Here is a 23411-nt window from a genome sequence, read left to right as displayed (position 1 = left end):
ATCTGCGGTGCCCATCCGCATCTGCGGTGCCCATCCGCCCCTCTAGCATCGCACGCCACGCTGCGTAGCGCACAACGAGGTCCCCCGACCACTCAGGGTCAGCGGGGCCGGGGCTCAGGCTGGGGGTCGGTCGCCCGGCGGCGACCGAGCCGGGCCGCCATCACCGCACCGAGCATGCCCATCGCCGCAGCGATCACCAGATGGCCGAACACCTGACCGGGCCGCAACGCCGCGTCGCGGCCCAAGAACAGCTCGCGGCCCTCGTCTCGCACCGCCCAGATCACGACCCGCGCCGGGACCCACACCACGAACACGCCCAGACCGGCGACCGTGCCGTGCATCAGCGGCAGATCGGGACGCGCGCGCCCGGCAACCCATCCGGCCGCGAGGTAACCGATCAGGATCAGCACGAACAACGGGTAGATCCAGCCGCTGTCGTCGAAGTCGTCGATCTCACGGTCGAGCACCGCGCGCAGGATCGTCGTCGGCACGATCACCGCGATCCCGACCAGCGTGCCGCGAGCACACGTGCGCCAGTCGATGCCGTCGTCGACAGCTGGCGCGCCCGCGGCGACCGGACCGGACATCGCCTGCTATCCCTGGCCGGGCACGGCGGCAGGTGTGGTGTCGTGGACAAACTCGTCTACCGGGGTCCGGAACCCATCACGCGCCATCGGCACGATGTTGCTGCGGTGCTTTACGATGATGCCCGCGGCGAGGACGAGGTACAGAACGCCTACGCCGATGCGCTCCCATTGCCGGATGTCCTCGGGCAGCACGCCCCCGAGCACGAACTGGCTGATGAAGAGGAAGAAGAGCGCGAGCGCCTCGCGCACATTGATGCTGCGATTCATGAGCACCGCGACGGCGAACACCGACTGCGCGGCCGTGAGGAAGAGCTCTTCCCGTTGCAGCGAATCGAGGGGGAGCCCGCTGCTCGCACCGCCGGCGATCACGAACACGATGGGGAGCGTCCCGACGAGGAGCGTCCACTGGTTCACCTTCGATGACACCAGCGTGCCCAGTCCCGCATTGGTGTCCAGTCGCAACGCGAACAGCACTGCCACGATGAGCTCGGGACTCTCCGAGGCCAATGGCGCGAGCCACTGCACGAGCAGGAACTCGTCGACGCCGAGCTCCGCCCCGCTTTCCACGAGGCCCTCCGCGAACGGCTCCGCGCTGAGGAGGATCGCGAGCGCCGCGTAGGTGAGCAGTATCCCAACCACGATCCGACGTCGGTAGGGGGTGAGCGCTCCGATCAGCTGCGCTGGCCCGACGAGGTGAGGCTCACTGGTGGGTGCTCGCGACACACGAACGACGTAGAGGAGGAAGAGGCCGACGAGGACCGCCGCGTCAGGGAACAGTGTGAGCCGGTGCCGGAACGGGAGCGAGAGCGAGTACAGGGTGGCGACCGCGAGGAACGCGATCTCGATCGCGTGCGGCCGGCTCAGACTCACTTCGGTGTCGACGGCTCCCACGTACCCGCGCTTGCGGGCGATCGAGCGGATCCGCCACGCGGCAACCACGACGACGAGCGCCCAGCCCACGCCGATGAGCAGACGATTGCCGCCGGTCATGTTGGCCAGCGCCAGGGGGGCGTACCGGTCTGGGTCGGACCCCGCCTTGTAGGCGAACGTGAAGTCGACGGCGTATTCGGGTAGCACCGCGATGAGGGCGAGGACCGCCAGCGCCAACCCTTTGGAGACGTCGAGCTGGAGTGCCTCCGCACCCCACGCCAACAGGAAGGCCGCTCCGACGACGGCCAAGCCGAACACCACAGAGCTCACCACGGGCGCCGGATGCGTTCCGGTGACGCGCAGCGCAAGCGCGGGCAAGGTCACGGCGGCAGCCGCCACGATGGCCGTGAGCTGGCCGGAGCGGTTCGAGGGAGTGGATGCAGTGGAGGTCACGCCGGCCGATCCTACGGGTCGCCCGCGGCCGAGCCGGGTCCGGGCGGTGTGCTGCGCGTTCTGCGCGAACCGGACGATCCGCACTCAGGTTCGAGCCGGGGGCGGTCGAAAACTTGGAATACGGGTCGAGGGACATCCGTTGTAGTCATGTTGCCCTCCCCCGGGTCAGCAAGGAGCGAACGATGAGTGGCACGTGGCGCGACCAAGCGCGGTGCCGGGGTGTCGACCCCCAGGTCTTCCACCCCCCCGAAGACGATGACGTGGCTGGTGCCGCGGCCAAGGTGATCTGTGAGATCTGCCCGGTTCGCGAGCCGTGCCTCGAGTACGCGATCTCGACGCGTGAGAAGGACGGTGTGTGGGGCGGCATGACCGCCAGGGAGCGCCGCCGCCTCATCCGTCAACGCCGCCGCTCCGCGTAACGCCGGCATCTCAGCGTCGTTCGACCGCAACGGCGTGGTCGGAGGCGCCCACGCAAGGTGAGCGAGCGCGCCGCAGGTAGCCTGCGGCGTAGCGCACCGGGGCCCGGCGCCTGCGCCGAGAGCGGGAAGAGTCGGACCTCTATCCTGCTGCGGTGCAGTTCGATCTTTCCCCGGAGCTCGCCGAGCTCCAGATGAGTGTCCGCAAGCTCGCCCAGGAGCGGGTTGCACCGCGGGCGCGGGAGATCGACCGCACCGAGGAGTACCCCCAGGACCTCTTCGACCTCTTCGTGGCCGCCGGCCTCACCGGCCTGTGCGTCCCTGAGGAGCTCGGCGGCGCCGGCGCCGGCATCTTGGGTCTGACCCTCGCCATCGAAGAGGTCTCGAAGTACTCGCAGGCAGCCGCGCTGATGTTGCTGCTCACCCGCTTGCCGACGGGTCCGCTGTTGATCGCCGGGAGCACCGAGCAGCAACAGCGGTACGTCACGCCGGTGGCCACCGGCGCGGCGCGGGCGGCGTTCGGCCTCTCCGAGCCGCAGGCCGGCAGCGACGTCATGGGGATCCGCACCCGGGCGCGCCCCGACGGTGACGACTGGATCCTCTCGGGCACGAAGTGCTGGATGTCCGGCGTGCGCCAGGCTGACTGGTACTGCGTGTTTGCGAAGACCGGTCCGCCCGAATCGAGGGCGCACGACAGCGTCACCGCCTTCGTGGTCGAGCGCGGATGGAAGGGCGTCGAGGTCGGACGGGTCGACCGCAAGATGGGAGTGAAGGGCGTCGACACGGGCGAGCTTGTCCTCGATGACGTGCGGGTTCCCGCCGAGAACGTGGTGGGGGAGATCGGCGGCTTTCGACTTGCGATGCTCGGTCTCAACTCGATGCGACCGATCGTCGCGGCGCGTGGGATCGGTCTTGCCGAGGGCGCGCTGATGTACGCCGTCCAATACGCGAAGGAGCGTCGCGCGTTCGATGCGCGCATCGCAGACTTCCAGGGCATCCAGTGGAAGATTGCGGAGCTGGCGTCGGAGATCGAGGCCGCGCGCCTGCTCACCTACCGTGCCGCGTGGATGGCCGATCGGGGTCAGTTCACCAAGGAGTTCGTGCCGTTCCTGTCGATGGCGAAGTACGTCGCCACGGAGCTCGCGGTGAAGGTGTCGGGGGACGCGCTCCAGATGCTGGGTGCGGCCGGGTACATGGAAGATCACCCGCTCGAGCTGTACTACCGCGACGCCAAGCAGCTCACGATCGTCGAGGGCACCAGCCAGGTCCAACTCGGCTTGATCGCACGCGGCGTCCTCGACCACGACTTGTGGTGGGACTGATGCTTGAGACGAGCGGTCGAGCCGCGGGTACCCCGGCGCAGGGAGTCGGTCGCCGAAGTGGAGTGGAGCGGCCCGGCCCGAAGGGCCAGGAGCGAGTATGACGGGCGACGCCACGCTGTGGCCTGACGTGTTGGGGCGCTTGATGCGCCGTGAGGATCTTCCGATCGAGCTGGTCGAGCAGGCGCTCGGTGCGATCCTCGCCGGGGAGGCGACCGACGCGCAGATCGCCGGGTTCGCGGTCGCGCTCCGGGCCAAGGGCGAGACCGCCTCGGAGCTCGCGGCTCTGGTGCGCACGATGCTCGAGTTCGCCGGCAGCGTCGATGTCGATGAGCCCGAGATGTTGATCGACACCTGCGGCACCGGTGGGGACCGTGCCGGGACCGTCAACGTGTCGACGATGGCCGCGATCATCGCCGCAGGCGCGGGCGCTCGCGTGGCCAAGCACGGCAACCGCGCCGCGTCGTCCGACTGCGGATCGGCCGATGTGCTCGAGGCGCTCGGTGTCGTGATCGAGCTCGAGGGCAAGGGTGTCGCCCGATGCATCGACGAAACCGGGATCGGGTTCTGCTTCGCGCCCACGTTCCATCCCGCGATGCGGTTCGCCGGCCCACCGCGCCGCGAGATCGGGGTTCCGACGACCTTCAACTTCCTTGGGCCGCTCGCCAATCCGGCGCGCGTGCGCCGCCAGTCGGTCGGCGTGGCCGACCCGCTGATGGCTGAGCGCGTGGTCGGGGCACTCGCCGAGCTCGGCGCGGAGCACGCCCTCGTCTATTACGGCGATGACGGCCTCGACGAGTTGACGACGACGACCACGTCGACGGCCTTCGAGCTCCGTGACGGATCGATCCGGCGCTTCGAGATCGATCCGAAGGCGCTCGGCTTCGCGGTTGTCGACCGCGCCGCGCTCGCGGGCGGCGATGCGGCGACCAACGCGGGGGCCGTGCGGGCCGTGCTCGCGGGTGAGTCGGGACCGGTGCGTGACATCGCGGTCCTCAACGCCGCCGCGGCGCTCATCGTTGCCGGGCTCGCAGATGATCTCGCGGCAGGCGCGGAGCTCGCGCGCGCCGCGATCGACGACGGCCGCGCGGCGGCCACTCTCGAAGCGTTCGTACGCACGAGCGCGTCGGCTCGGGAGGCGGGGTTCTGACATGGCCGAGTCACTGACCTGTCCTGCGTGCGGCGCACGCAACCGCGTGGGTTCGCCGGCACCCGACACCGTGACCTGTGGGCGGTGCGGTCGTGCCCTCACGTCATCGTCGGGCTCCGGAGTCGCCCCGCCGCCGCGTTCACGTCGACGGTCAAAGGCGGCCGCTCCCGACGCAGGTGCTCCGGTTGCCGCGGGCAGCGCTGGTCGCGCGGTCTCATCCGGAGCCGCTGCACCGCCCGCACCCAAGCGTCGGCGCCGCGGCGCGGGCGCCGAGCAGGGGAGCGGAGCTGGTCCTGACACCGCGGTCTTCGGTTCGCCGGCCGGCGCGGGCGCCAAGGGGGCAGCGGGGTCGGTCACGATCGCGGCGCCACCGGAGGGTGCACCGTCGGCACCGTCACGAGCTCGGAGCGCTGATCACCGGGGGCCGTCACGCGCGCTCCGGATCCTCGCCTGGGTGCTCGCGCTCCCGATCGCATTGGTGGTGGTTGGGATACCGGCCCGAAAGGCGGGCTACCTGAACAGCCAGCGCTTGCTCGACGTGATCGTGAAGCACGACATCGGGCGCTTCGTGCCGCTGCTCGTGATCGTCGCCCTCTGGGCCCTGGTCACCGCGGTGCTCGTCACCGTCTTCATCGAGGGTGCGAAGCGCTTGTCGCATGACCGCGATGCCGACGCGCCGAGCCGCGCCGGTGCTTCGTCCGAGGGCGGATCGCGGGTGCGTCGACGCGGCTAAGGCCGTGGTCGGGGTTGCGAACATCTGTTCGCAATCCCGGACCCGACTTGTAGACTGATCCCGATGGGGATCCGCTATCGGTGCACCGCGTGCGGGAATCTCACCCGCTTCGACGTCGTCGGGACGCGCCGCACGCGCGCGTTCCACCACTTCAGCGTGGCCGGTGAGCTCACCGTGGAGGATGAGGCGGTGCTCGACGAGGTGGTCGAGGAGGTGTCGTGCCGCTGGTGTGGCGCGTCGGGAGATGCGATCGAGATCGTGCCGGCGGAGGCGCCGGCCGAGACGTGACCTCCTCGACCCAACGCGAGGCTTCTCGCATCGGCGAGACCCTGCCGGTTGCGGAGTCGCTCCTCGTGCCGCTCCTCGACGTCGCCGCGAGCGTCCTGGCCCGACTGGATCCCGGTGATGCTCCGGGTGTGCTCAGGCCGCTCGCCGGATTCGACCGTCGACGGCTCACGACGAGCGGCCCGGCCCGTCAACAGCTGCGGCGCGCGTTCGACGTCGACGACGGCTTCCGCGACGACGTCGTCGAGAAGTTCCGTGAGCAGCCCGAAGTGGCCGCCGCGCTGGAGGCATGGTCGGTCGACGCCGCGCCCGAGCGGGTGGCCGACGCCGCCGAGCGCTCCGACCTGCCGCTGCTCGCGTCTGCTCTCTACGCCGCCCGCCCCAAGGGGTGGACGTTCGGCCTCGGCATGGTGTGTGCCGCGGCCGAGCGTGACCGCACGGAGCACGAGCGTGAGGACGACACGAAGGCCTGGGAAGTGCGCCTGGCATCGGTCGAGGAGGCTCGTCGTCGAGCCGAGCAGGCCCGCGACGAAGCGCAGGCCGCGACGGCCCGGGTCGAGACCGAGCTGCGTGACGAGCGCGCCACGCGCCGGGAGCGGGAGGAGAGCGCAGCGAGCGAAGTCAACGACGCGCAGCAACGTCGAAACGACGCAGAGCTCGTTGCTGAGCAGGCGACGGGGCGCGCCGCGACGGCCGAGGCACGACTCGAGCGTGAAGCGGATCGGGCCCGTGAAGCGGAGCTCCAACTCCGGTTGGCGCGTCGCGAGCTCAACGCCCGTGCGCAGCCCGACCGGGTCGAGGCCGACACCCCCGATCTGGAGGCGCTGGCGATCGCGGCAGAAGCAGCACGGAACCTCGCGACCTCCCTGGAGGGCATCACGCGCCAAGCCCGCGACGCAGCACCCCCGGTGCCCTACGCACCCGATGCCCCGACGTCCGCACCCAAGCGGACGCGGGTGCCATGCCCGCCAGGGATGCGCGCCGACACGCCAGAAGCGCTCGACACGATGCTCCGAACTCGCGGCCTCGCGCTCATCGTCGATGGTTACAACGTGTCGATGGCCGGCTGGTCCGACGCGCGGCCGGCCGAACAGCGCACGTGTCTCCTCGCGGCACTCGAACGCCTCCACCTTCGGCTCCGCTGTGACGTGCTCGTCGTCTTCGACGGCGCAGATGTCGTCGGCGTGTCGCAGCCCAAGCGCGCCGGAGTGCACGTGGTGTTCTCAGCGGCGGGGGAGGAGGCCGACCCGGTCGTCGTGCGCGAGGTGGGCGCACGGCCCAAGCGGGTGCCGGTGATCGTGGCCTCGTCCGACGGCTGGGTCCGAGACCACGCCGAGGCCGAAGGCGCCACCGTCGTGCCCGCGGCCACGCTCCTCGACGTCCTGCGTCGCTAGGCCCCAAGAGCGAGCAAGTGACGTTCAGGTTGAAATACGGAACCTCAGCGTCACTTGTTCAATGGTGTCAGGAGCAGTCGTCTGGAGCGCAGACGAGCTCGTCGGCGTCGGCGAGTACCGTGTACCACTCCCACGGCCCGTCAGGGCCGTCGACCCAGACCTTGTCCTGGACCGCGTAGCAGCACGTCGTGCCGTCCTCGCCGACCGTCGGCAGGCCGGCTTCCGAGATGCGCGCCGCGGCCTGTCCGACCTGGTCGCTTGTCTCGACCTCGACACCGAGGTGATTCAGCCGCTCGGTGGCGCCCGGTGCCTCGAAGAGCACGAGCTTGAGCGGGGGGTCGGCGACCGCGAAGTTGGCGTAGCCCGGCTTGCGCTTGTTGGGCTCGACGCCGAAGAGGCGGGAGTAGAAGTCCACGGCCTGGTCGATGTCGGCGACGTTGAGAGCGAGCTGCACCCGAGCCATGGCTCCTCCTTGGGGAATCGGCTATGTATTGACCATTGTCTATCTATCAGATAGATTGATGAGTGTCAATACGAGGAGCCGTGATGGAGATCCGGGTGTGTTGCGAGCCGGTCCTCGAGGCCGCGCTCGACGAGGACGACGCCACCGAGCTGGCGACTGCCTTCAAGGTGCTTGCCGACCCGGCGCGCCTGCGGCTGCTGAGCCTGGTAGCGAACGCGCCGGCGGGAGAGGTGTGCGCCTGCGAGCTCGTGCCGACGCTCGGCCGCAGCCAGCCCACGGTCAGTCACCACCTCTCGACCCTCGTGGACGCCGGCCTGCTCGGACGTGAGAAGCGGGGCAAGTGGGTCTGGTACCGGGCAGCTCCCGAGCGGGTCGCCCTGCTCCGAGACGCCCTCGCGGTCCCGACCACCGCCTCGCGCGCGGCGCCGTAGCGAACCGCAGGCGCTCGCCAGCGAGCGAACGGCCGCGGGACGGGTATCCCGGGCCCGCAGCGAGCGAGCGAATGTGGGTGTCACACCCCCGTGTGACGCTCACGGCATGAGGATCATCGACTGCGATACCTGCGTGATGCAGCACACCGATGCGTGCGACGACTGCGTCGTCATGTTCGTCACCAGCCGGGAGCCCGGCGATGCCCTGGTGATCGATGTGGCCGAAGAGCGGGCGGTCCGCGCGCTCCAGCGCGAAGGGCTGCTCCCAGACCTCCGCCATGTGGCGCGGGAACGCTGAGCCCTAGTCCTTCACCCCGGCTCGCAGTGCGCCGACCGTCGCCTGCTCCTTCGGGCGGTGCGTGAACGGATCGAAGTTGTAGATCCGCATCGCGTTCTCGTAGGTGATCTTGGCCACCTCGTCCTCGGGCACGCCCTCCACCTGCTTGGCCATGGCCTCTGGTGAGTGCGGCCACGTGGAGTCGGAGTGCGGGTAGTCGCACTCCCACGTGATGTTGTCGATGCCGATGCGGTGCCGATCCTCGACGCCGGCGCGGTCGCTGATGAAGCAGAAGCTGAAGTGGTCGAGCGCCACCTGACTCGGGAGCTGGTCGCCGAAGTCCTGGTGCGTCCAGAAGCGGTGTTGCTGGTACGTGTAGTCGGCGCGCTCGAGCCAGTACGGCACCCAGCCGGTGCCGCCCTCGGAAAGTGCGAACTGCAAGTCCGGGAACTGGCGCAACACCTTCGACCAGAGCAGGTCGGTGGCCGCGTGCATCGTGTTCAGTGGTGTGAGCTGGATCATCACGTCCATCGGCGCGCCCGGCTCGAGCGCGAGCGTGGTGGACGAGGAGCCGATGTGCAGGCAGATGACCATGCCTTCTTCTTGACACGCGGCGAAGAACGGGTCCCAGTGACCCCCGAAGATGTGGGGCCAACCGAGCTTGGCCGGGTTCTCGGAGAAGGTGACGGCGTGCGCGCCCTTCTTGGCGACGCGGTGCACTTCGTCCGCCATGAGCTGGGGGTCCCAGATGGGCGGGATGGTGAGGGGGATAAAACGGCCGGGATACGTGCCGCACCACTCATCGATGTGCCAGTCGTTGTACGCCCGCAGCAGGTTGAGGCCCATGTTGAGGTCCTTGGACCGCGAGAACAGCTGGCCGCAGAACTGCACGAAGCTCGGGAAGCACATGGAGCCAAGCACGCCGTTGCGGTTCATGTCGTTCACGCGCTCGTGGATGTCCCAGCAACCCTTGCGGATGTCGGCGAGCGCCGTGGGCTCGATGCCGTACTCCTCGGGCGGCTTGCCCGCGACCGCGTTCAGGCCGATGTTGGGGATCTCGCCACCCTCGTAGGACCACACGTCGGTGCCGTTGTCCTTGTGGATGAACTTCGGGGCGAACTCCATCCACTTCTCGGGCAGGTGCCCCTCGAAGAGGTCGGGTGGCTCAACGACGTGGTCGTCGACGCTGACCAGGATGAGGTCTTCGGCCTGCATGGCACACCCCCGGGCTGTGATCCTGACGTTCGCGTCAGCCTAGACGCCCCCATGGGGAGGATGGTTAGCGCTGAAGGTTGTGGGTATGACCGGGTGGGTTCTCGAAGAAGGGGTATCACGTGGAGGACACCTGGAATCTTGTGCTGCTCATCGTGCGCGTGTGGATCGGCATCGTGATCTTCATCCACGGCGCCAATCACCTCTTGCGCACCGTACGGAACCAGGGGGTGTCCGAAGACCTCGAGAAGGTCGGCATCCGGCCCGGCAAGGTGCACGCGTGGGCCTTCAGCGTGGTCGAGCTCGTGCTCGCCGAGCTGCTCATCGTGGGCATCGTGACCCCAGTCGCGTTCGGGGTCGTCGCCGCGTTGATGCTCGTCACCTTCCTGGCCGAGCAGCGCAAGAACGGCTTCTTCTTCACCGGTGCGCGCGGTTGGGAGTACGTGGCGACCTTGGGGGTCGTGTCGGTCGCGATGGGGGCGCTCGGACCCGGTGAATGGTCCCTCGACTGGATCGCCGACCTCACGTTCCCATTCGAACCTGGAACCGCGCTCATCATCACGGTCGCGATCGCCGTCGGCCTCGCCGGTGCGTTCCTCGCGATGTTCTGGCGGCCGGCGAAGCTGTCAGCCGCGCCGGCGAAGGCGAAGGCCGCAGCCGCATGACGCCCGCGCGCTAGCGTCACCGCCTCTGAGGGAGGTGGGGCGTGAGCCAGCAAGACGTCATCGATCTCGCACTGCTCGTCGCCCGCGTGTGGGTGGGTGGCGTGATGTTCGCTCATGGGTGGCGCCACCTGAAGTCCGTGCGCAGTGGGCCGGGCATGGCCAACTGGTTCGAGAGTCTCGGGCTCAAGCCGGGGAAGCTTCACGCATGGAACGTCACGCTCACGGAGCTGGCTGTGGGCCCGGCCCTCGTTCTCGGGTTGTTCACGCCGGTTGCGTTCGGCGGGACAGCGGCCATCGTGCTCGTCGCCCTCGTCACCAACCACCGGAAGAACGGCTTCTGGAGCAACAACCCGGGTGAGGGTTGGGAGTACACGGCCACGCTGGCCGTGCTCTCGCTCGCGTTGGGCACGCTCGGTCCCGGCACGTGGTCGCTCGACGATGCGTTCGGGTTCTCGTTCGTGACTGACCATTGCCTCAACGCCATCGAGGCGGTCGCACTGGGTGTCGGCGGCACCATCGCCTTCCTCGCCGTGTTCTGGCGTCCCCCGAAGGCGAACGCGAAGAGCGCCTAGGCCGTTCGCCGCGTGCGCGACACCACGCGCACGCGGTTACGGGGTCGCACGGTGATCGTCATGAGGCGTGGCGTCACGAGTTCGCGCGCGGGCAGGGCTGATCCGGACGGTGGGTCGATTGTCGTGATCGGTGCCATGGTGCCGAGACGAACCGCGACACGGCCGGCGACTTCCCGGCCCCACGCAGTGTCAGGCGCGAGCACCGCGCTCGGCGAGGTGCCTAGCGACCACTCGGCGACCGCGTGCGCCACGTCCTCGGGCTGCACGTCGCCGGAGACGTACACGATCTCGTCCGCGCTGAGCGCGTCGGTGGCGTCCGTGGTGGTGATGGCGACGACTTGTCTGCCCGCGGTGCTTGCGCGGTCCGCTCCTACGGCGAGCAGCGCGGCGGTGACGTCGGGTCGTCCTGGTTCGCCGACGACCGCGATCGGCCCACTCGAAGTCTTCGGCGCCTGCGCCACCTCGAGTCCCGGAGGAGCTGGGCCGAGATCCGCGGTGGAGATGGTGCGGATGCGTTCCCGCGGCACGAGGTCGCGCGCGGCTGGCGATGCCTCGCACGGGTCGATGAGCCCGGCCGCGCACGACACGACCGCCGGGAGCTCGACGGTCGCCTGGAGCCAGCCGTCGCCCTGCTCCGCGCGCACGTGGATCGAGGTGGCCTGCATGCTCAGGTAGCGCGCGCTGTCGACGAACGGGAGGTCGAGCAGCTCGCCAACCTGCGGACCGAGCAGGCCGGTGCCGCCGTCTTCGGCCCGCGCACCGAGCAGCACGAGGTCGAACGGTCCCTCGCGTCGCAAGGCTTGGGCGATCGTCTGTGCCGGGGCGAGGCCGTCAGCCCCGTCGACCTGCGGGTCGATGATCAGCACGCCGAAGGTCATGACGCTGCAGATCCGTCCCCATGCGGCAGCTTCCCGCACGACGTCCTCGGCCTCGGGGGGCCCCAGCGTGACGGCCGTACAGACGCCGTCGCCCACGGCGGCAGCAAGCTCGGCCCCTTGCGCGACGGCCCGTCGGGACAGCGAATCCATGGACGGGCCGCCCTCGCCCGAGATCTGCTTGACGAGCACTGCAATGTTCATCGCGCGAACAAGACTCGCGCGCGGGCGTTGTCAGCCGCGCGGCGTCATATCAAGGTCGGGCGGCGGCGTATCGGGGATCTTCCACCGAAGGTAGGGCTTGTCGTACACCTCGTGATAGGCGTTGGCGCAGTCGATCATCTCGTGAAACGCAGGCTCAAACGCATCCCAGTCTTCGGAATCGATCGCCTTCTTGACGACTTCGACCTGCTCCTCGATGAACTTGTACATGTTGTCGGTGTACTTCGGCCGGAGCAGCACACCCATCTCCATGAGGTTCACGGCTTCCTTCAACTGGAACGCCGCGAGCGGCTTGTTCTTGGCCTTGCCCGCGTAGAAGCACTTCCAGATGCGCGCGCCGACCTCGGGCATGACTCGCGCCATGCCGGGCTGCACGTGCCCGAGCTCCTCGAGGGTGAGGTGGCTCTTGCCCGTGTCGATGATGTGATCGTGTTCGGGGACGTCGGACATCTGGTGCTCCTGGGCAGATCGTCGAATGCGTCGGCTGCGCGATGTTCTACCTCATCACGCGGGGGCAGGCAGCCTCCTGTGAGGAAGTCGGCGTTAGCATGCGCGCTAATGGAGACGCAGTGGAGGCGTGACCGGATGGTCGGGACGCCGGAACGGAGTCGACCCGAATAATGGAACGTCGTGAAGCCGTGATCGTCGACACCGTCCGGACCCCGATCGGCAAGCGCAAGGGTGCGCTCTCGGGCTGGCATCCGAGTGACCTTCTCGGATTCGCGCTCCGGGCGCTGCTGGACCGAAACGACGTCGACCCCGGAACGATCGACGACGTCGTGGGCGGTTGTGTGAGCCAGGCAGGGGAGCAGGGCTGCAACGTCACGCGCAACGCGTGGGTCGCGGCCGGGCTGCCGTGGCACGTGCCGGCGACGAGCGTCGACCGACAATGTGGGTCGTCGCAACAGGCGATGCACTTCGTCGCGCAGGGTGTGATGGCCGGCGCGTATGACCTGGGGATCGCGTGCGGTGTCGAGACCATGACGCGAGTGCCCATGGGGAGCAACTCCAAGGGCGGCATCGGGCCGTTCAGCCCGGCTTTCCTCGAGGCCTGCAATGGCGTGCTGGGTACGCAGTTCTGGGTCTCGCAAGTGTTGGCCGAGAAGTTCGGTGTGACGCGCGAAGAGATGGACGCCTTCTCGGTGGAGAGCCATCGGCGTGCCCACGAGAACACCGAGAACGGTCACTTCGCGAAGGAGATCGTCGCGGTACCCATTCGCGACGAGCAGGGCAACGAGACGGGTCAGATGCTCGAAGCCGACGAGGGAATTCGCCCCGGGACGACGATGGAAGTCCTGGCCAACCTCCAGCCGGTGTGGATGCCGGAAGACCAGCCCGCACCAGACATCACTGCCGGGAACTCATCGCAGATGAGCGATGGCGCGTCTGCGATGTTGATCGCGGACCGGGCAACGGCTGAGCGGCTCGGGCTTCCCATCCGGGCGCGCTTCGCCCACTTCGCCGTGCTCGCCGACGACCCGGTGTTGGTGCTCTCCGCGCCCAACCCGGTGACCCGGAAGCTGCTCGAGCGCACGGGCATGTCGATCGAAGACTTCGACGCTATGGAGTGCAACGAGGCGTTCGCGGCGATCGCACTCATGTGGGCCAAGGAGTTCAAGCCCGACATGGCGAGGTACAACCCGCGCGGCGGCGCGATCGCCATCGGGCACCCGCTCGGCGCAAGCGGCGTTCGCCTGATGACCACGATGCTGAACCACCTCGAAGCGACGAACGGCCGGTTCGGCTTCCAGACGATGTGCGAGGGCGGCGGTCAAGCCAACGCCACCGTGATCGAACGCCTGGCTTGATCGAGCTTGCCGCCGGTTCGGCGCGCGTCGAGATCAATCTTTCGGACGGGCGGATCGAACGCCTCGAAGTCTCCGGTCTCGATTTGCTGGTGCCCCCTGAGGTGCACGAGCGCAACTACGGCGCGTTCCCGATGGCGCCGTGGGCCGGGCGTGTACGGAACGGCATGTTCACCTTCGACGGGACCGCCCATCGCCTGCCGCTGAACAAGCCGCCCCATGCGATCCACGGCACGGTGCGCGATCAGCGTTGGACGGCCGAGCGTGAGTCGGCCGACGACGCGGAATGGTCCACCTCGCTGGACAACCCGTGGCCGTTCGCAGGGCGAGTTGTCCAGCGCGCCACGTTGACCCCGGACTCGCTGGCGCTCGAGATGGAGGTCTACGCGACCGGCCAACCCATGCCTGCGTCCTGCGGCTGGCACCCGTGGTGGTCACGTCGCCTCACGCGCGGTGAAGGCGTCGAGATCGAGCTCCACGCCGGGCAGATGTACAAGCGTGACGATGACGGCATCCCGACCGGTGAGCTCGTCCCGGTGCACCCGCCACCGTGGGACGACTGCTTCACCAATCTCCATGAGCCGGCGGCGATCCTCTCTTGGCCCGGCGCGGTGACCGTGACCATCGAGACGGACTGCGGGTGTGTCGTGGTGTTCACCGAGCCCGAGCACGCGGTGTGTGTGGAACCGCAATCGGGACCACCGGACGAGCTCAACCTAGAACCTCGGGTGGTTGACCCGGGCGCACCGCTCGTTGTGCGCACGCAGTGGAGCTGGACTGTTACGCGCTGACCAGCTCGCGCATGGCGCCGAGTTGCTCGCAGTAGTGCTCGACCGAGTGGTGCGCGAACCGGAGCGCGAGCCCCGTCACGCCGGCTTCGCGCAGGCGGTCGACCCTGGAGCGCGTGTCGTCGGCTGCGCCGAGCGGATCGAGAGGTGGTGTGGCTTGAACGATCACTTCCAACGGTGACGAACGCGTCTGCCACGCGTCGGTCGCGCTCGCTCGCTCCAGCATCGTCGCGAGGTCTTGGCGCGAGAGCGCGAACGGTGCCCAGGCGTGGGCCAGCTCGACGGCGCGTCGGAGCGATCGCGCCGTTCTACCGCCGATCCAGATCGGAACTTCGCGCCGCAGGCCAGACGGTTCCACCACGAAGCCCTCGAACGAGTAGTGCGACCCGCGGTACTCCGGTTCGAGCTGGGTGAAGGACGCGCGGATCGCGCGGATCGCATCGTCGCCGCTCTCGCCTCTACCGTCGAACGCAGCCCCGAGAAGCGCGAACTCCTCCTCGAGTGAACCGACGCCGACGCCGAGGATGACTCGACCTCCCGACACGACGTCCAGCGTGCCGTAGCGCTTCACGATCGCCAACGGGTGGTGGTAGCCGAGGACGAGCACGAACGTCGCGAGCTCGATAGTCGTCGTGCGCGCGGCGAGATACCCGAAGATCGAGAGAGGATCCCAGTACGTGGCGCCCCGCGTGACCGCGATGTCGCGGGGGACGGCCACGTGCTCGCTGCACGTGGCGAACTCGTAGCCGAGCCGCTCCGCCTCGACCACCACGCGCTCGATCTCGGCGACGCCTGCGCCCTTCTCCCACTGGGCGTGGGCGTCGGGAAGGCGCGTGACGACCGGGGTGACGATCCCCAGCCGCATCGTCGCCGCTCTACTTACGAGGCAGGAGCGCGCGGTCGGCGATGATGTTCTTCTGCACCTCGGTCGCGCCCGCGCCGATCGTCGTGTACCGCTGGAAGCTGTACGAGCGTGTCCACGAGCCGCCGTCGACCGTGTCGGCCGAGCCCTTCGCCAGCAACCCGTTCGGCCCGAGCAGGTCGAGCGCAAGCTCGGCCAGCGCCTGGGCGAGGTAGCTCCACTGCAGCTTCGCGAGCGGGACCTCGGGCCAGTTCTTCTGGCCCTTGATGATCTTCGTGAGCGCCCGGTAGTTGAGCAGCTTCGTGAGCTCGATCTCGGTGTAGAGCCGCGCGATGCGCTCGCGGATGCTGGGGTCGTCAAGGGAGTCCGGGTTGACTGCACGCGCCGCCGAGATCATGGCGCGCAAGTCGGCGGCCATCGTGATGGCTTGACCCGCCGTGCCCACGCGCTCCCGACCGAGCGTTCCCATCGCGACCTGCCAGCCCGCGCCTTCTTCGCCGAGTCGGTCGGTTGCGGGGATGCGAGCGTCGGTGAACCAGACCTCGTTGAACATCTCCTCGCCGGTGATGTCTCGGATCGGCCGGCACTCCACGCCTTCGGTCTCCATGTCGACGATGAACGCGGTGATGCCCTCGTGCTTTGCACCACGCTCGATCGCGCCGGGATCGGTGCGGAAGAGGAACAAGCCCCACTTCGCGAAGTGCGCGGTCGAGATCCAGATCTTCTGACCGTTGATGATGTACTCGTCACCGTCGCGGATCGCCGTGGTGCGGAGGTTGGCCAGGTCGGAACCGGCTTGGGGCTCGCTGAAGCCCTGGCACCAGTGCACGTCGGCCGAGAGGATGCCGGGCAGCCAGCGCTGCTGCTGCTCCTCCGTACCCCACGTGATGATCATCGGTCCGATCTGCCAGAGACCGTTCGCGTTGTAGATGCCAGGAGCGCGGACTCGCGCCATTTCCTCGGCGTAGATCACGTTCTGCGCGGGTGTGGCTTCGCGGCCGCCCCAGTCCTTGGGCCAATTGATGGCCGCCCAGTTCCCGTCGTTCAGTCGTCGTTGCCAGTCGCGCCGGCGCTCCTGCGTGCGACCGATGGCGGCGAGCCGACCCCCGCCGGGATCGTCGTCGCTCGTCCAGTCGGCGAGGAACTTGGGCAGGTTCTCGTCGAGCCACTCGCACAGCTCGTTCCGGAACGCGACATCCTCAGGCGTGTAGGCGAAGTCCATCTCCACTCGCTCGCTCTCTGCGAGCGGGGATACCCCGCTCGCGGCCGTTCGCTCGCTGGCGAGCGACCTTAGGGTCGCCGCATGTCGATCATCCAGTCCACGCCTTCCCGATCATTGGAGGTTGTTCCACTCGGTAGCGAGGCGGTCGAGCTCGACCACGCCGGCCTGCATCTCGACCACCGCCGCGGCGGTCTGGGTCAACCGCCGGCGCAGCAACGCATAGGAGTATGCCCGCGTCGCCGTGATCACCCGCTCGGCCGCGGCCGCGGCTTCTTGGGCCTGCTGAGCCTTCTCGTCGTCGCCCTCATCGGCGAGCCGTTGGAAGACCTCTGCCTGGCGCTCCATGACGTCGATCTGGGCCAGCACCGTGGCATCGAACTCCTCGAGCTCGATGAACCGTGTGACCTTCGGCATCGCATCCTCCGCCACGTGCTCGGCGGCTACGAACCGCTCGTGTGCACGGAGAAACTCGCTCTGCTCGCCACCGCGGAGGAGGAAGTACCAGGCACCCACGGCGACCGCGACAACCAGGATGATGACCAGCACGATGGCGTTGAACGCGGGCGGGTGCACCGGTGGTCGTGTCGGGCGCATCGGTCGTCCCGGCCCTCGAGGCGGTTGGCTCCGCTGGCCCGGCGGACGAGCGCCCCTTCGCGGTGGCCCGGACGGCCGCGCGCGCGGTGGATACGGCGAACGCGCTCCAGGCATCGGCGCGCGGGGCGAGCGACGCCCGGGCGCGGGCGCGTCGGGCATCCACGGTCCTGGCGCGGGCACACCGGGCATGCGGCGCGACGGCGGAGGACCCTGGGCGCGCGGAGGTGGTTCGTTCGGTGCAAAGCGATCCAAGGTCCGGACAGGTTACCGGCGCAGAGCCGCGAAGGACTAACGTCCCCTCGGCTCCTAGAGCATGGCGGCCGGCTAGTCGTGATGTGTCGCGCGCGCGGCGACCGAAGGGAGCTCGCCAGCGAGCGAACGACCGCGAGCGGGGTATCCCCGCTCGCAGGGAGCGAGCGAAGAGTATGGATTTCACGTTTTCCGCCGATCAGGATGCGCTGCGCGACACGGTGCGCGCGTTCCTGAGCAACGAAGCGCCGAGCTCCTACGTACGCGCGATGGCCGACGACGCGCGCGGCTTCACCGACGAGCTCTGGGGCCGCATCGCCGAGATGGGCTGGCCCGGACTGCTCGTGCCCGAAGCGCAAGGCGGACTCGGCCTCGGACTCGTCGACATGGTCGTCGTGATGGAGGAGATGGGTCGCCTTCCGTTCCCGGGACCGTTCTTCTCGTCGGCCGTGCTCGCCACCCTCGCGGCACGGCATCTGGGAGCCGACGAGCTCCTCGCTCCACTTGCCGATGGCACGTTGCGCGGCACGGTGGCACTCGAGGAGCAGGGTCACGGCGATCCCGTCGACCGGGTGCGGACCCGTGCCCGGCGCAAGGGCGCGACCTGGATCCTCAACGGGAACAAGCCGCTAGTGCTGGACGGGCACACGGCCGACTGGGTGATCGTCGTGGCGCGCATCGAGGAAGGGTTGGGTTCGTTCCTCCTCCAGGCGCCCGAGTGCGAACCGGTCGAGACGCTCGACCCCACGCGTAAGGCGGCGCGCCTTGTGCTCGAGGACACGCCGGTGGAGCCGATCGGCCCCCAAGGCGATCACACCGTGCCCTGGCGACGCATCGTCGACGATGCATCGGTGATGCTGGCGGCTGAGCTCGTGGGTGGATCCGAAGCCGCCCTCCACCTCGCCATCGAGTACGCGAAGGTTCGCGTGCAGTTCGACCGGCCCATCGCGTCGTTCCAGGCGATCCGCCACAAGGCCGTCGACATGCTGCACCGGCTCGAGCTCGCGCGAGTGGGAGCGCACTACGCCGCGTGGGCGTCCGACGTCGATGACCCGGCGCGCGAGCACGCGGTCGCGATGGCCAAGAGCGCGGGAGCCGAAGCCGCCGTCTTCGTGAGTGGCGAAGACATTCAGATCCACGGGGGAGTGGGATTCACGTGGGACTGCGACGCGCACTTCTACTTCAAGCGTGCGAAGCAGAACGACACGATGCTCGGCTACCAGGGCTGGCAGCGACAGCGCCTCGCCGACCTCGTCCTCGACCCAGTGTGACCAAACAGGCGTCTCTGCGCGACGCCATCGCCGATCATGTGCGTGCCGGCGACACGCTGCACGTGCTCGTAGGCCACACGCGTTGGACGGCCGCGGCTCGCGAGCTGATCCGTCAATGGTGGGGGCGCGATCCGGGCTTCACGCTCGTGATGCTGAGTCTGTCGAGTCTCGGCACGTTGTTCTTCCGTGGTGGGCTCGTCCGAAAGGTGATCACCGGCTACTCGGGTGACACCTTCCCCAACTTCACGCCCAACCCGATCTTCGCCGGCGCGTACCAACGCGGCGAGGTGGAGGTCGAGCATTGGTCCTTCCTCGCTTTCTCGCAGCGGCTCGAAGCCGCGGCGCGGAACCTTCCTGCAGTGGTCACGCGGTCGATCGCGGGCTCGTCAATGGAGGCCAACGACGCGTACGAGCGTGTCCAGACTCCCTTCGGCGAGATCGGTCTGCTTGCACCATTAGCGGCTGATGTCGCGCTGCTGCACGCGCCGGTGGCCGATCGGGACGGGAACGTGGCGATCCACCCGCCACTGCTCGAAAACGTGTGGGGTGCGCTCGGTGCCCAGCGGGGAGCGATCGTCACCGTCGAGCGGATCGTCGACGACCTCACTCCGTGGTCGCATCTCGTGCGTATCCCGGCTCACCGCGTGCTGGCGGTGTGTGAAGCGCCGATGGGCGCACACCCGGGCGGCTTGTTCACCGGCGCGCTTCCCGTCGACGGCTACGGCGAGGACTACGACTTCTGGGTCGAGACCCGTGCGGCCACGCGCCGCGACGACTTCGACGACTGGATCCGTCATTGGGTCCACGAGGTCGACTCCCAGGACGAATATCTCACGCGTCTCGGCACCGAGCGGATCGCGCACTTGCGCGAGAAGGCGGACGCCGAGTCGTGGCGTGCTGATCAATCGGCCCACGTCCCCGATCTCGACGCGCCGCCGAACCGCTGGGAGCTGGCCGCGGTGTGGGCCGCACGCCACCTCGCGGAGCGAGTGTCGGCGATCGGCGCCGACGCGGTCCTCGCAGGTGCCGGAGTCGCCAACCTTGCCGCGTGGCTGGGTGTGGCCAAGTCGCGTGAAGCGGGAAGTCTGGTCGAGCTCACGGCCGAGATCGGGTTGTGGGGGTACTCCCCGACGCCTGCCGATCCGTTTGTCCTGAACCACCGCAACTTTCCGCGCTCGAAAATGCTCACCGACGCGTCGTCCGTGCTCGGAGCGTTGGTCGGTGGCGCCGGGACGACGACGCTCGCGTGTCTCGGCGGCGCGCAGGTTGACCGTCACGGCAACGTGAACTCCACGCTCATCCCCGACGGTCCGTTCCTCGTCGGCTCGGGTGGCGGCAACGACGTCGCGTCGGTCTGCGCCGAAGCGATCGTGGTAGCGCTCCTCGCACCCGACCGCACGCCGCCCGAGTGCGGGTACATCACGTCGCCCGGGCGCGCGGTGCGCGCGCTGGTCACGGATCTCGGCACGCTCGAGAAGGCCGATCCCGAGGGCGAGCTGGTGTTGACGACCGTGCCCGCAGGTCCGGCTCCCATTCACGACCGCGTGGCCGCGGCGAAAGCCGCGTGCGGCTGGGACCTCGCCGTCGCACCCGACATCGGGGAGAACGCCGCCCCAACAGCCGATGAACTTGCGGCGCTCCGCGGTTGGGATCCCCAGGGGTGGTTCTTGCGCGACCGGTGACCCCTGCGACGGCGACGCGGATCGTCGTAGTGTGCCGTCGCAACCAGCAAGGGGGGCGATGACACATGAGTCGCGTAGCGCTCGCGGGGGTCACCAGACGCTTCGGCGACATGGTCGCGGTCAACAACCTCACGCTGGAGGTGCACGACCATGAGTTCCTCGTCCTGCTCGGACCGTCAGGCTGCGGCAAGAGCACAGCCCTGCGCATGATCGCCGGACTCGAGGAGCCGTCCGAGGGCACGATCCAGATCGGCGACCGCGTGGTGAACGACGTCGCCCCGAAGGATCGTGACATCGCGATGGTGTTCCAGAGCTACGCGCTCTACCCGCACATGACGGTGAAGCGGAACATCGAGTTCCCCCTGAAGTCGCGCAACGTTCCGAAGGACGAACGTGAACAGCAGGTCAACGAAGCGGCGCGCATGCTCGGACTCGAGGATCTGCTCGATCGGAAGCCGGCCGAGCTCTCCGGGGGGCAGCGCCAACGAGTCGCCCTTGCGCGAGCGGTCGTGCGCAGCCCCGAGGCCTTCCTCATGGACGAGCCGCTCTCGAATCTCGATGCGAAGCTTCGCGTCCAGACGCGCGCCGAGCTCATCGAGCTCCAGCGCCGGCTGAACGCGACGGTCATCTACGTCACCCACGACCAGGTCGAGGCGATGACGATGGGGCATCGCATCGCGATCCTCGACAAAGGCGTGCTCCAGCAAGTCGATGCGCCCAGCGACGTGTATGCCAAGCCAGCCAACCTGTTCGTGGCGCGCTTCATAGGGAACCCACCGATGAACACCGTTGAGGGCGACTTGGTCGGCGACGAGCTTCGAGTCGACAGCCTCGTGATCCCACTGCCCGAAGCCCTGGCTGGCGCGGCGAAGGGCGCGAGCATCAGCCGCGCCGTGCTCGGGATCCGTCCCGAGCACCTGAGCATGGGTGTGGACGGTCTCATCGCTGCCAAGGTCACCGTGGTCGAGGCGCTGGGCCACGAGCGGCACATCATCTGCCGGCTCGACGACGGGCAGATGATCATTGTCCGCCAGCCGAGCAGCGACGTGGCACCAAACGAAGGTGAGACCCTGCGGCTCTCGGCCGATCCCGAGCACATCCACTTGTTCGACAGCGCGAGCGGGCGCCGAGTCGACGCATGACCACCACGCTCGAAGCGAGCGAGCGGCCCGCGGAGGTCACGAGGCCGGTGAACACTCTCGCCCGCCGGAAGCTCCGGGAAGCAGGCCTCGCCTATGTGCTGCTGATCCCGGCGGGCGTCATCTTCGCGGTCTTCATCTTCTATCCGTTCCTCAAGAACTTCGATCTCGCGCTGCACAGCACCAACCCGTTCAACCCCGATCTCAGCGAGTACGTCGGGTTTGAGCAGTTCGGCGACGTGCTCGGCTCCAAGGAGTTCTTCGACAGCCTCTGGACGACGATCTTGTTCGCCCTTATGACGGTTCCGTTCGGAATCGCGTTCGGGCTCGGCCTGGCGGTGCTGGCGCACCAGAAGCTCAAGGGCATCGCCATCTTCCGAACCGTGTTCTCGTCGACGGTGGCCACGTCGGTGGCCGTGGCCGCGGTGATGTTCTACACACTGTTCAACCCGAACATCGGGCTCCTGAAGAACATCAGCCCGACGCCTCCGTTCCTCGACAACCCCGGCTGGGCGCTGATCGCGATCGCCATCGTGACCATCTGGCAGAGCCTGGGACTGAGCTTCATCTTGATGTCAGCCGGACTCCAAGCCATTCCCGACGAGCTCGTCGAGGCGGCGGAGGTCGACGGAGCCGGACCCTGGTCGCGGTTTCGCAACGTCACGCTTCCGCTGCTCTCACCGACGATGTTCTTCGCCGTCGTGGTCGGCACGATCTTCGCCTTCCAGACGTTCGGCCAGATCGACATCCTCACCGAGGGCGGCCCGCTCAAGAAGACGAACGTGCTGACGTACTTCATCTACACGGAGCTGCGCGTCCAGCGGAACCCAGGTAAGGCCGCGGTCCTCGCCATCGCGCTCTTCGCGATCACGTTGGTGCTCACGCTGGTCCAGCTCCGGTTCCTCGAACGTCGTGTCCACTACCAGCGGTGAGGGGGTGAGGATCGTTGTCGACGTCTGAAGGTGCGCTCGCGGCCAAGGTGCCGGAGCTCGCTACGCCAACCGTGACCACGGCGTCCGCCGGTCCACCCAAGCGCGTCTGGGGCCTCGTGGGTCGGTACGCGCTGCTCATGGTGCTCGCCGTGATCGTGCTCTTCCCCATCTACATCACGGTCGTCAACTCGCTCCTGAACATCGACCAGATCGCGAAGTCGAAGCTCTTCCCGACCAGTCCGGAGTGGCACACGTACTCCGATGCGTGGACCGAGGGCCATCTCGGTACGTACTTGAAGAACAGCTTCATCATGACCGCGATGATCGTCATCGGACAGCTCGTGACGGCGACGCTCGCGGCATACGCATTCGCCTTCCTCGAGTTCCCGTTGAAGCGCACGCTGTTCGTGGTCTTCTTGGCGACGCTCATGATTCCATTCGAGGTCACGATCATCACGAACCTCACCACGGTCGTGGACCTCGGGATCTACGACAGCTACGCCGGACTCGCCATCCCGTTCCTCGCCACCGGCTTCGGCGCGTTCTTGTTGCGCCAGGCGTTCCTCGGCGTTCCCCGGGACCTCCAGGACGCGGCTGCGCTCGACGGCTACGGGCACCTTCGGTTCCTGGCGCGGGTGGCTGTGCCGCTGGCCCGACCAACGATGGCCGCGCTCGCGGTCTTCGCATTCCTGGCGTCGTGGAACCAGTACCTGTGGCCGCTGCTGGTCACGAGGGATGACCGCCTCCGTACGGTGCAGGTCGGGCTCAAGCAGCTGCGAAACACCAACCTCGAGTCCTTCAACGTCACCTTTGCCGGGGCGGTGCTCGCCGTGATCCCGTTGGCCATCCTTCTCCTGCTCTTCCAGAAGCAGCTCGTGAGGGGCCTGACCGCTGGCGCGGTCAAGGGCTGAGGCATGATGAGCACAGATGTCGCGGTGAAGCA

25 protein-coding genes and 1 pseudogene are annotated in these 23411 nt (G+C 68.2%); 17 read left to right on the top strand and 9 right to left on the bottom strand.

Annotated features, from left to right (window positions below; genetic code table 11):
• Nucleotides 1-98: 98 nt before the first annotated feature.
• Nucleotides 99-587 carry a hypothetical protein gene (locus tag WEE69_07395; GenBank protein ID MEX1145113.1) on the bottom strand — a complete coding sequence of 163 codons (489 nt, stop codon included), beginning with the start codon at nt 585-587 and terminating at the stop codon, nt 99-101.
• Nucleotides 588-593: 6 nt separating this feature from the next.
• The gene (locus tag WEE69_07390; GenBank protein ID MEX1145112.1) at nt 594-1910 is read right to left on the bottom strand and encodes a sodium:proton exchanger; all 1317 of its coding nucleotides are present in this window, start codon (nt 1908-1910) and stop codon (nt 594-596) included.
• A 182-nt stretch (nt 1911-2092) separates the two neighbouring features.
• Here WEE69_07390 and WEE69_07385 point away from each other — a divergent pair, with 182 nt between their 5' ends.
• The 6 genes from WEE69_07385 to WEE69_07360 all read left to right on the top strand — a co-directional run bounded on the left by WEE69_07385 (nt 2093) and on the right by WEE69_07360 (nt 7207).
• Nucleotides 2093-2329, top strand: coding sequence for a WhiB family transcriptional regulator (locus WEE69_07385; GenBank protein MEX1145111.1), 237 nt, complete (start codon nt 2093-2095; stop codon nt 2327-2329).
• Between the two features lie 152 nt (nt 2330-2481).
• On the top strand, nt 2482-3648 hold the full coding sequence (locus WEE69_07380; protein ID MEX1145110.1) for an acyl-CoA dehydrogenase family protein: 1167 nt from the start codon (nt 2482-2484) through the stop codon (nt 3646-3648).
• A gap of 97 nt (nt 3649-3745) precedes the next feature.
• Nucleotides 3746-4795 (top strand): anthranilate phosphoribosyltransferase, encoded by a 1050-nt coding sequence (gene trpD, locus WEE69_07375; GenBank protein ID MEX1145109.1) that lies wholly within the window; start codon nt 3746-3748, stop codon nt 4793-4795.
• Nucleotides 4796-5249: 454 nt separating this feature from the next.
• Entirely contained in the window at nt 5250-5528 is a 279-nt protein-coding gene (locus WEE69_07370) for a hypothetical protein (protein MEX1145108.1), read from the top strand.
• A 63-nt stretch (nt 5529-5591) separates the two neighbouring features.
• Nucleotides 5592-5816: a hypothetical protein gene (locus WEE69_07365; protein ID MEX1145107.1), complete on the top strand. Its 225-nt coding sequence runs from the start codon at nt 5592-5594 to the stop codon at nt 5814-5816.
• Nucleotides 5813-7207, top strand: a complete 1395-nt coding sequence (locus tag WEE69_07360) for an NYN domain-containing protein (GenBank protein MEX1145106.1) — start codon at nt 5813-5815, stop codon at nt 7205-7207. Before WEE69_07365 ends, WEE69_07360 begins: the two co-directional genes overlap by 4 nt.
• Before the next feature lie 100 nt (nt 7208-7307).
• Here WEE69_07360 and WEE69_07355 read toward each other — a convergent pair.
• Nucleotides 7308-7670: pseudogene (locus WEE69_07355) on the bottom strand (ArsI/CadI family heavy metal resistance metalloenzyme).
• 83 nt (nt 7671-7753) lie between these two features.
• On the opposite strand from WEE69_07355, the gene WEE69_07350 reads away from it, so the two are divergent.
• A complete protein-coding gene (locus WEE69_07350; protein ID MEX1145105.1) occupies nt 7754-8101 on the top strand; it encodes a metalloregulator ArsR/SmtB family transcription factor in 348 nt (115 codons plus the stop codon).
• Nucleotides 8102-8207: 106 nt separating this feature from the next.
• On the top strand, nt 8208-8399 hold the full coding sequence (locus tag WEE69_07345) for a hypothetical protein (GenBank protein MEX1145104.1): 192 nt from the start codon (nt 8208-8210) through the stop codon (nt 8397-8399).
• Between the two features lie 3 nt (nt 8400-8402).
• Here the strand turns inward: WEE69_07345 and WEE69_07340 are convergent, their stop codons facing one another.
• Nucleotides 8403-9593 (bottom strand): amidohydrolase family protein, encoded by a 1191-nt coding sequence (locus WEE69_07340; protein ID MEX1145103.1) that lies wholly within the window; start codon nt 9591-9593, stop codon nt 8403-8405.
• Nucleotides 9594-9712: 119 nt separating this feature from the next.
• Here WEE69_07340 and WEE69_07335 point away from each other — a divergent pair, with 119 nt between their 5' ends.
• Both WEE69_07335 and WEE69_07330 read left to right on the top strand, forming a co-directional pair.
• Complete coding sequence (locus WEE69_07335; protein MEX1145102.1) at nt 9713-10255, top strand: DoxX family protein; 543 nt, start codon at nt 9713-9715, stop codon at nt 10253-10255.
• Nucleotides 10256-10296: 41 nt separating this feature from the next.
• A complete protein-coding gene (locus tag WEE69_07330) occupies nt 10297-10827 on the top strand; it encodes a DoxX family protein (protein MEX1145101.1) in 531 nt (176 codons plus the stop codon).
• Here the strand turns inward: WEE69_07330 and WEE69_07325 are convergent.
• Together WEE69_07325 and WEE69_07320 are read right to left on the bottom strand one after the other, a co-directional pair.
• The gene (locus WEE69_07325) at nt 10824-11906 is read right to left on the bottom strand and encodes a hypothetical protein (GenBank protein MEX1145100.1); all 1083 of its coding nucleotides are present in this window, start codon (nt 11904-11906) and stop codon (nt 10824-10826) included. The two genes, WEE69_07330 and WEE69_07325, sit on opposite strands and share 4 nt — an antisense overlap.
• 30 nt (nt 11907-11936) lie before the next feature.
• On the bottom strand, nt 11937-12374 hold the full coding sequence (locus WEE69_07320; GenBank protein ID MEX1145099.1) for a hypothetical protein: 438 nt from the start codon (nt 12372-12374) through the stop codon (nt 11937-11939).
• Nucleotides 12375-12544: 170 nt separating this feature from the next.
• On the opposite strand from WEE69_07320, the gene WEE69_07315 reads away from it, so the two are divergent.
• Together WEE69_07315 and WEE69_07310 are read left to right on the top strand one after the other, a co-directional pair.
• Nucleotides 12545-13732 (top strand): thiolase family protein, encoded by a 1188-nt coding sequence (locus WEE69_07315; GenBank protein ID MEX1145098.1) that lies wholly within the window; start codon nt 12545-12547, stop codon nt 13730-13732.
• Nucleotides 13729-14520 (top strand): aldose 1-epimerase, encoded by a 792-nt coding sequence (locus tag WEE69_07310; GenBank protein MEX1145097.1) that lies wholly within the window; start codon nt 13729-13731, stop codon nt 14518-14520. Before WEE69_07315 ends, WEE69_07310 begins: the two co-directional genes overlap by 4 nt.
• Here the strand turns inward: WEE69_07310 and WEE69_07305 are convergent.
• The 3 genes from WEE69_07305 to WEE69_07295 all read right to left on the bottom strand — a co-directional run bounded on the left by WEE69_07305 (nt 14510) and on the right by WEE69_07295 (nt 17195).
• The gene (locus WEE69_07305; protein ID MEX1145096.1) at nt 14510-15382 is read right to left on the bottom strand and encodes a TIGR03619 family F420-dependent LLM class oxidoreductase; all 873 of its coding nucleotides are present in this window, start codon (nt 15380-15382) and stop codon (nt 14510-14512) included. The two genes, WEE69_07310 and WEE69_07305, sit on opposite strands and share 11 nt — an antisense overlap.
• Before the next feature lie 10 nt (nt 15383-15392).
• Complete coding sequence (locus tag WEE69_07300) at nt 15393-16601, bottom strand: acyl-CoA dehydrogenase family protein (protein ID MEX1145095.1); 1209 nt, start codon at nt 16599-16601, stop codon at nt 15393-15395.
• A 111-nt stretch (nt 16602-16712) separates the two neighbouring features.
• The gene (locus WEE69_07295) at nt 16713-17195 is read right to left on the bottom strand and encodes a hypothetical protein (protein MEX1145094.1); all 483 of its coding nucleotides are present in this window, start codon (nt 17193-17195) and stop codon (nt 16713-16715) included.
• A 425-nt stretch (nt 17196-17620) separates the two neighbouring features.
• Between WEE69_07295 and WEE69_07290 the strand changes: the two genes are divergently transcribed.
• The 5 genes from WEE69_07290 to WEE69_07270 all read left to right on the top strand — a co-directional run bounded on the left by WEE69_07290 (nt 17621) and on the right by WEE69_07270 (nt 23379).
• Nucleotides 17621-18715 (top strand): acyl-CoA dehydrogenase family protein, encoded by a 1095-nt coding sequence (locus WEE69_07290; protein ID MEX1145093.1) that lies wholly within the window; start codon nt 17621-17623, stop codon nt 18713-18715.
• Complete coding sequence (locus WEE69_07285; GenBank protein ID MEX1145092.1) at nt 18712-20397, top strand: CoA-transferase; 1686 nt, start codon at nt 18712-18714, stop codon at nt 20395-20397. The genes WEE69_07290 and WEE69_07285 overlap by 4 nt, the downstream gene beginning before the upstream one ends.
• Before the next feature lie 65 nt (nt 20398-20462).
• On the top strand, nt 20463-21539 hold the full coding sequence (locus WEE69_07280; protein ID MEX1145091.1) for an ABC transporter ATP-binding protein: 1077 nt from the start codon (nt 20463-20465) through the stop codon (nt 21537-21539).
• A complete protein-coding gene (locus WEE69_07275; GenBank protein ID MEX1145090.1) occupies nt 21536-22468 on the top strand; it encodes a sugar ABC transporter permease in 933 nt (310 codons plus the stop codon). The genes WEE69_07280 and WEE69_07275 overlap by 4 nt, the downstream gene beginning before the upstream one ends.
• A gap of 14 nt (nt 22469-22482) precedes the next feature.
• Entirely contained in the window at nt 22483-23379 is an 897-nt protein-coding gene (locus tag WEE69_07270; GenBank protein MEX1145089.1) for a carbohydrate ABC transporter permease, read from the top strand.
• The last annotated feature ends 32 nt before the right edge of the window (nt 23380-23411 follow it).

The organism is Acidimicrobiia bacterium (assembly GCA_040881685.1).
GTDB lineage: Bacteria > Actinomycetota > Acidimicrobiia > IMCC26256 > PALSA-555 > SHVJ01.
Note: the sequence above shows the minus strand (reverse complement) of the source record. Positions and strands in the feature narration are given on the sequence as shown.

Excerpts from the sequence above, each read along its gene's own strand:
- WEE69_07300 (MEX1145095.1), bottom strand. The coding sequence starts at position 16,601 with ATGGACTTCGCCTACACGCCTGAGGATGTCGCGTTCCGGAACGAGCTG.
- WEE69_07275 (MEX1145090.1), top strand. The coding sequence starts at position 21,536 with ATGACCACCACGCTCGAAGCGAGCGAGCGGCCCGCGGAGGTCACGAGG.
- WEE69_07280 (MEX1145091.1), top strand. The coding sequence starts at position 20,463 with ATGAGTCGCGTAGCGCTCGCGGGGGTCACCAGACGCTTCGGCGACATG.
- WEE69_07290 (MEX1145093.1), top strand. The coding sequence starts at position 17,621 with ATGGATTTCACGTTTTCCGCCGATCAGGATGCGCTGCGCGACACGGTG.
- WEE69_07345 (MEX1145104.1), top strand. The coding sequence starts at position 8,208 with ATGAGGATCATCGACTGCGATACCTGCGTGATGCAGCACACCGATGCG.
- WEE69_07385 (MEX1145111.1), top strand. The coding sequence starts at position 2,093 with ATGAGTGGCACGTGGCGCGACCAAGCGCGGTGCCGGGGTGTCGACCCC.
- WEE69_07295 (MEX1145094.1), bottom strand. The coding sequence starts at position 17,195 with ATGCGCCCGACACGACCACCGGTGCACCCGCCCGCGTTCAACGCCATC.
- WEE69_07340 (MEX1145103.1), bottom strand. The coding sequence starts at position 9,593 with ATGCAGGCCGAAGACCTCATCCTGGTCAGCGTCGACGACCACGTCGTT.
- trpD (MEX1145109.1), top strand. The coding sequence starts at position 3,746 with ATGACGGGCGACGCCACGCTGTGGCCTGACGTGTTGGGGCGCTTGATG.
- WEE69_07305 (MEX1145096.1), bottom strand. The coding sequence starts at position 15,382 with ATGCGGCTGGGGATCGTCACCCCGGTCGTCACGCGCCTTCCCGACGCC.
- WEE69_07395 (MEX1145113.1), bottom strand. The coding sequence starts at position 587 with ATGTCCGGTCCGGTCGCCGCGGGCGCGCCAGCTGTCGACGACGGCATC.
- WEE69_07350 (MEX1145105.1), top strand. The coding sequence starts at position 7,754 with ATGGAGATCCGGGTGTGTTGCGAGCCGGTCCTCGAGGCCGCGCTCGAC.
- WEE69_07320 (MEX1145099.1), bottom strand. The coding sequence starts at position 12,374 with ATGTCCGACGTCCCCGAACACGATCACATCATCGACACGGGCAAGAGC.
- WEE69_07325 (MEX1145100.1), bottom strand. The coding sequence starts at position 11,906 with ATGAACATTGCAGTGCTCGTCAAGCAGATCTCGGGCGAGGGCGGCCCG.
- WEE69_07365 (MEX1145107.1), top strand. The coding sequence starts at position 5,592 with ATGGGGATCCGCTATCGGTGCACCGCGTGCGGGAATCTCACCCGCTTC.
- WEE69_07315 (MEX1145098.1), top strand. The coding sequence starts at position 12,545 with ATGGAACGTCGTGAAGCCGTGATCGTCGACACCGTCCGGACCCCGATC.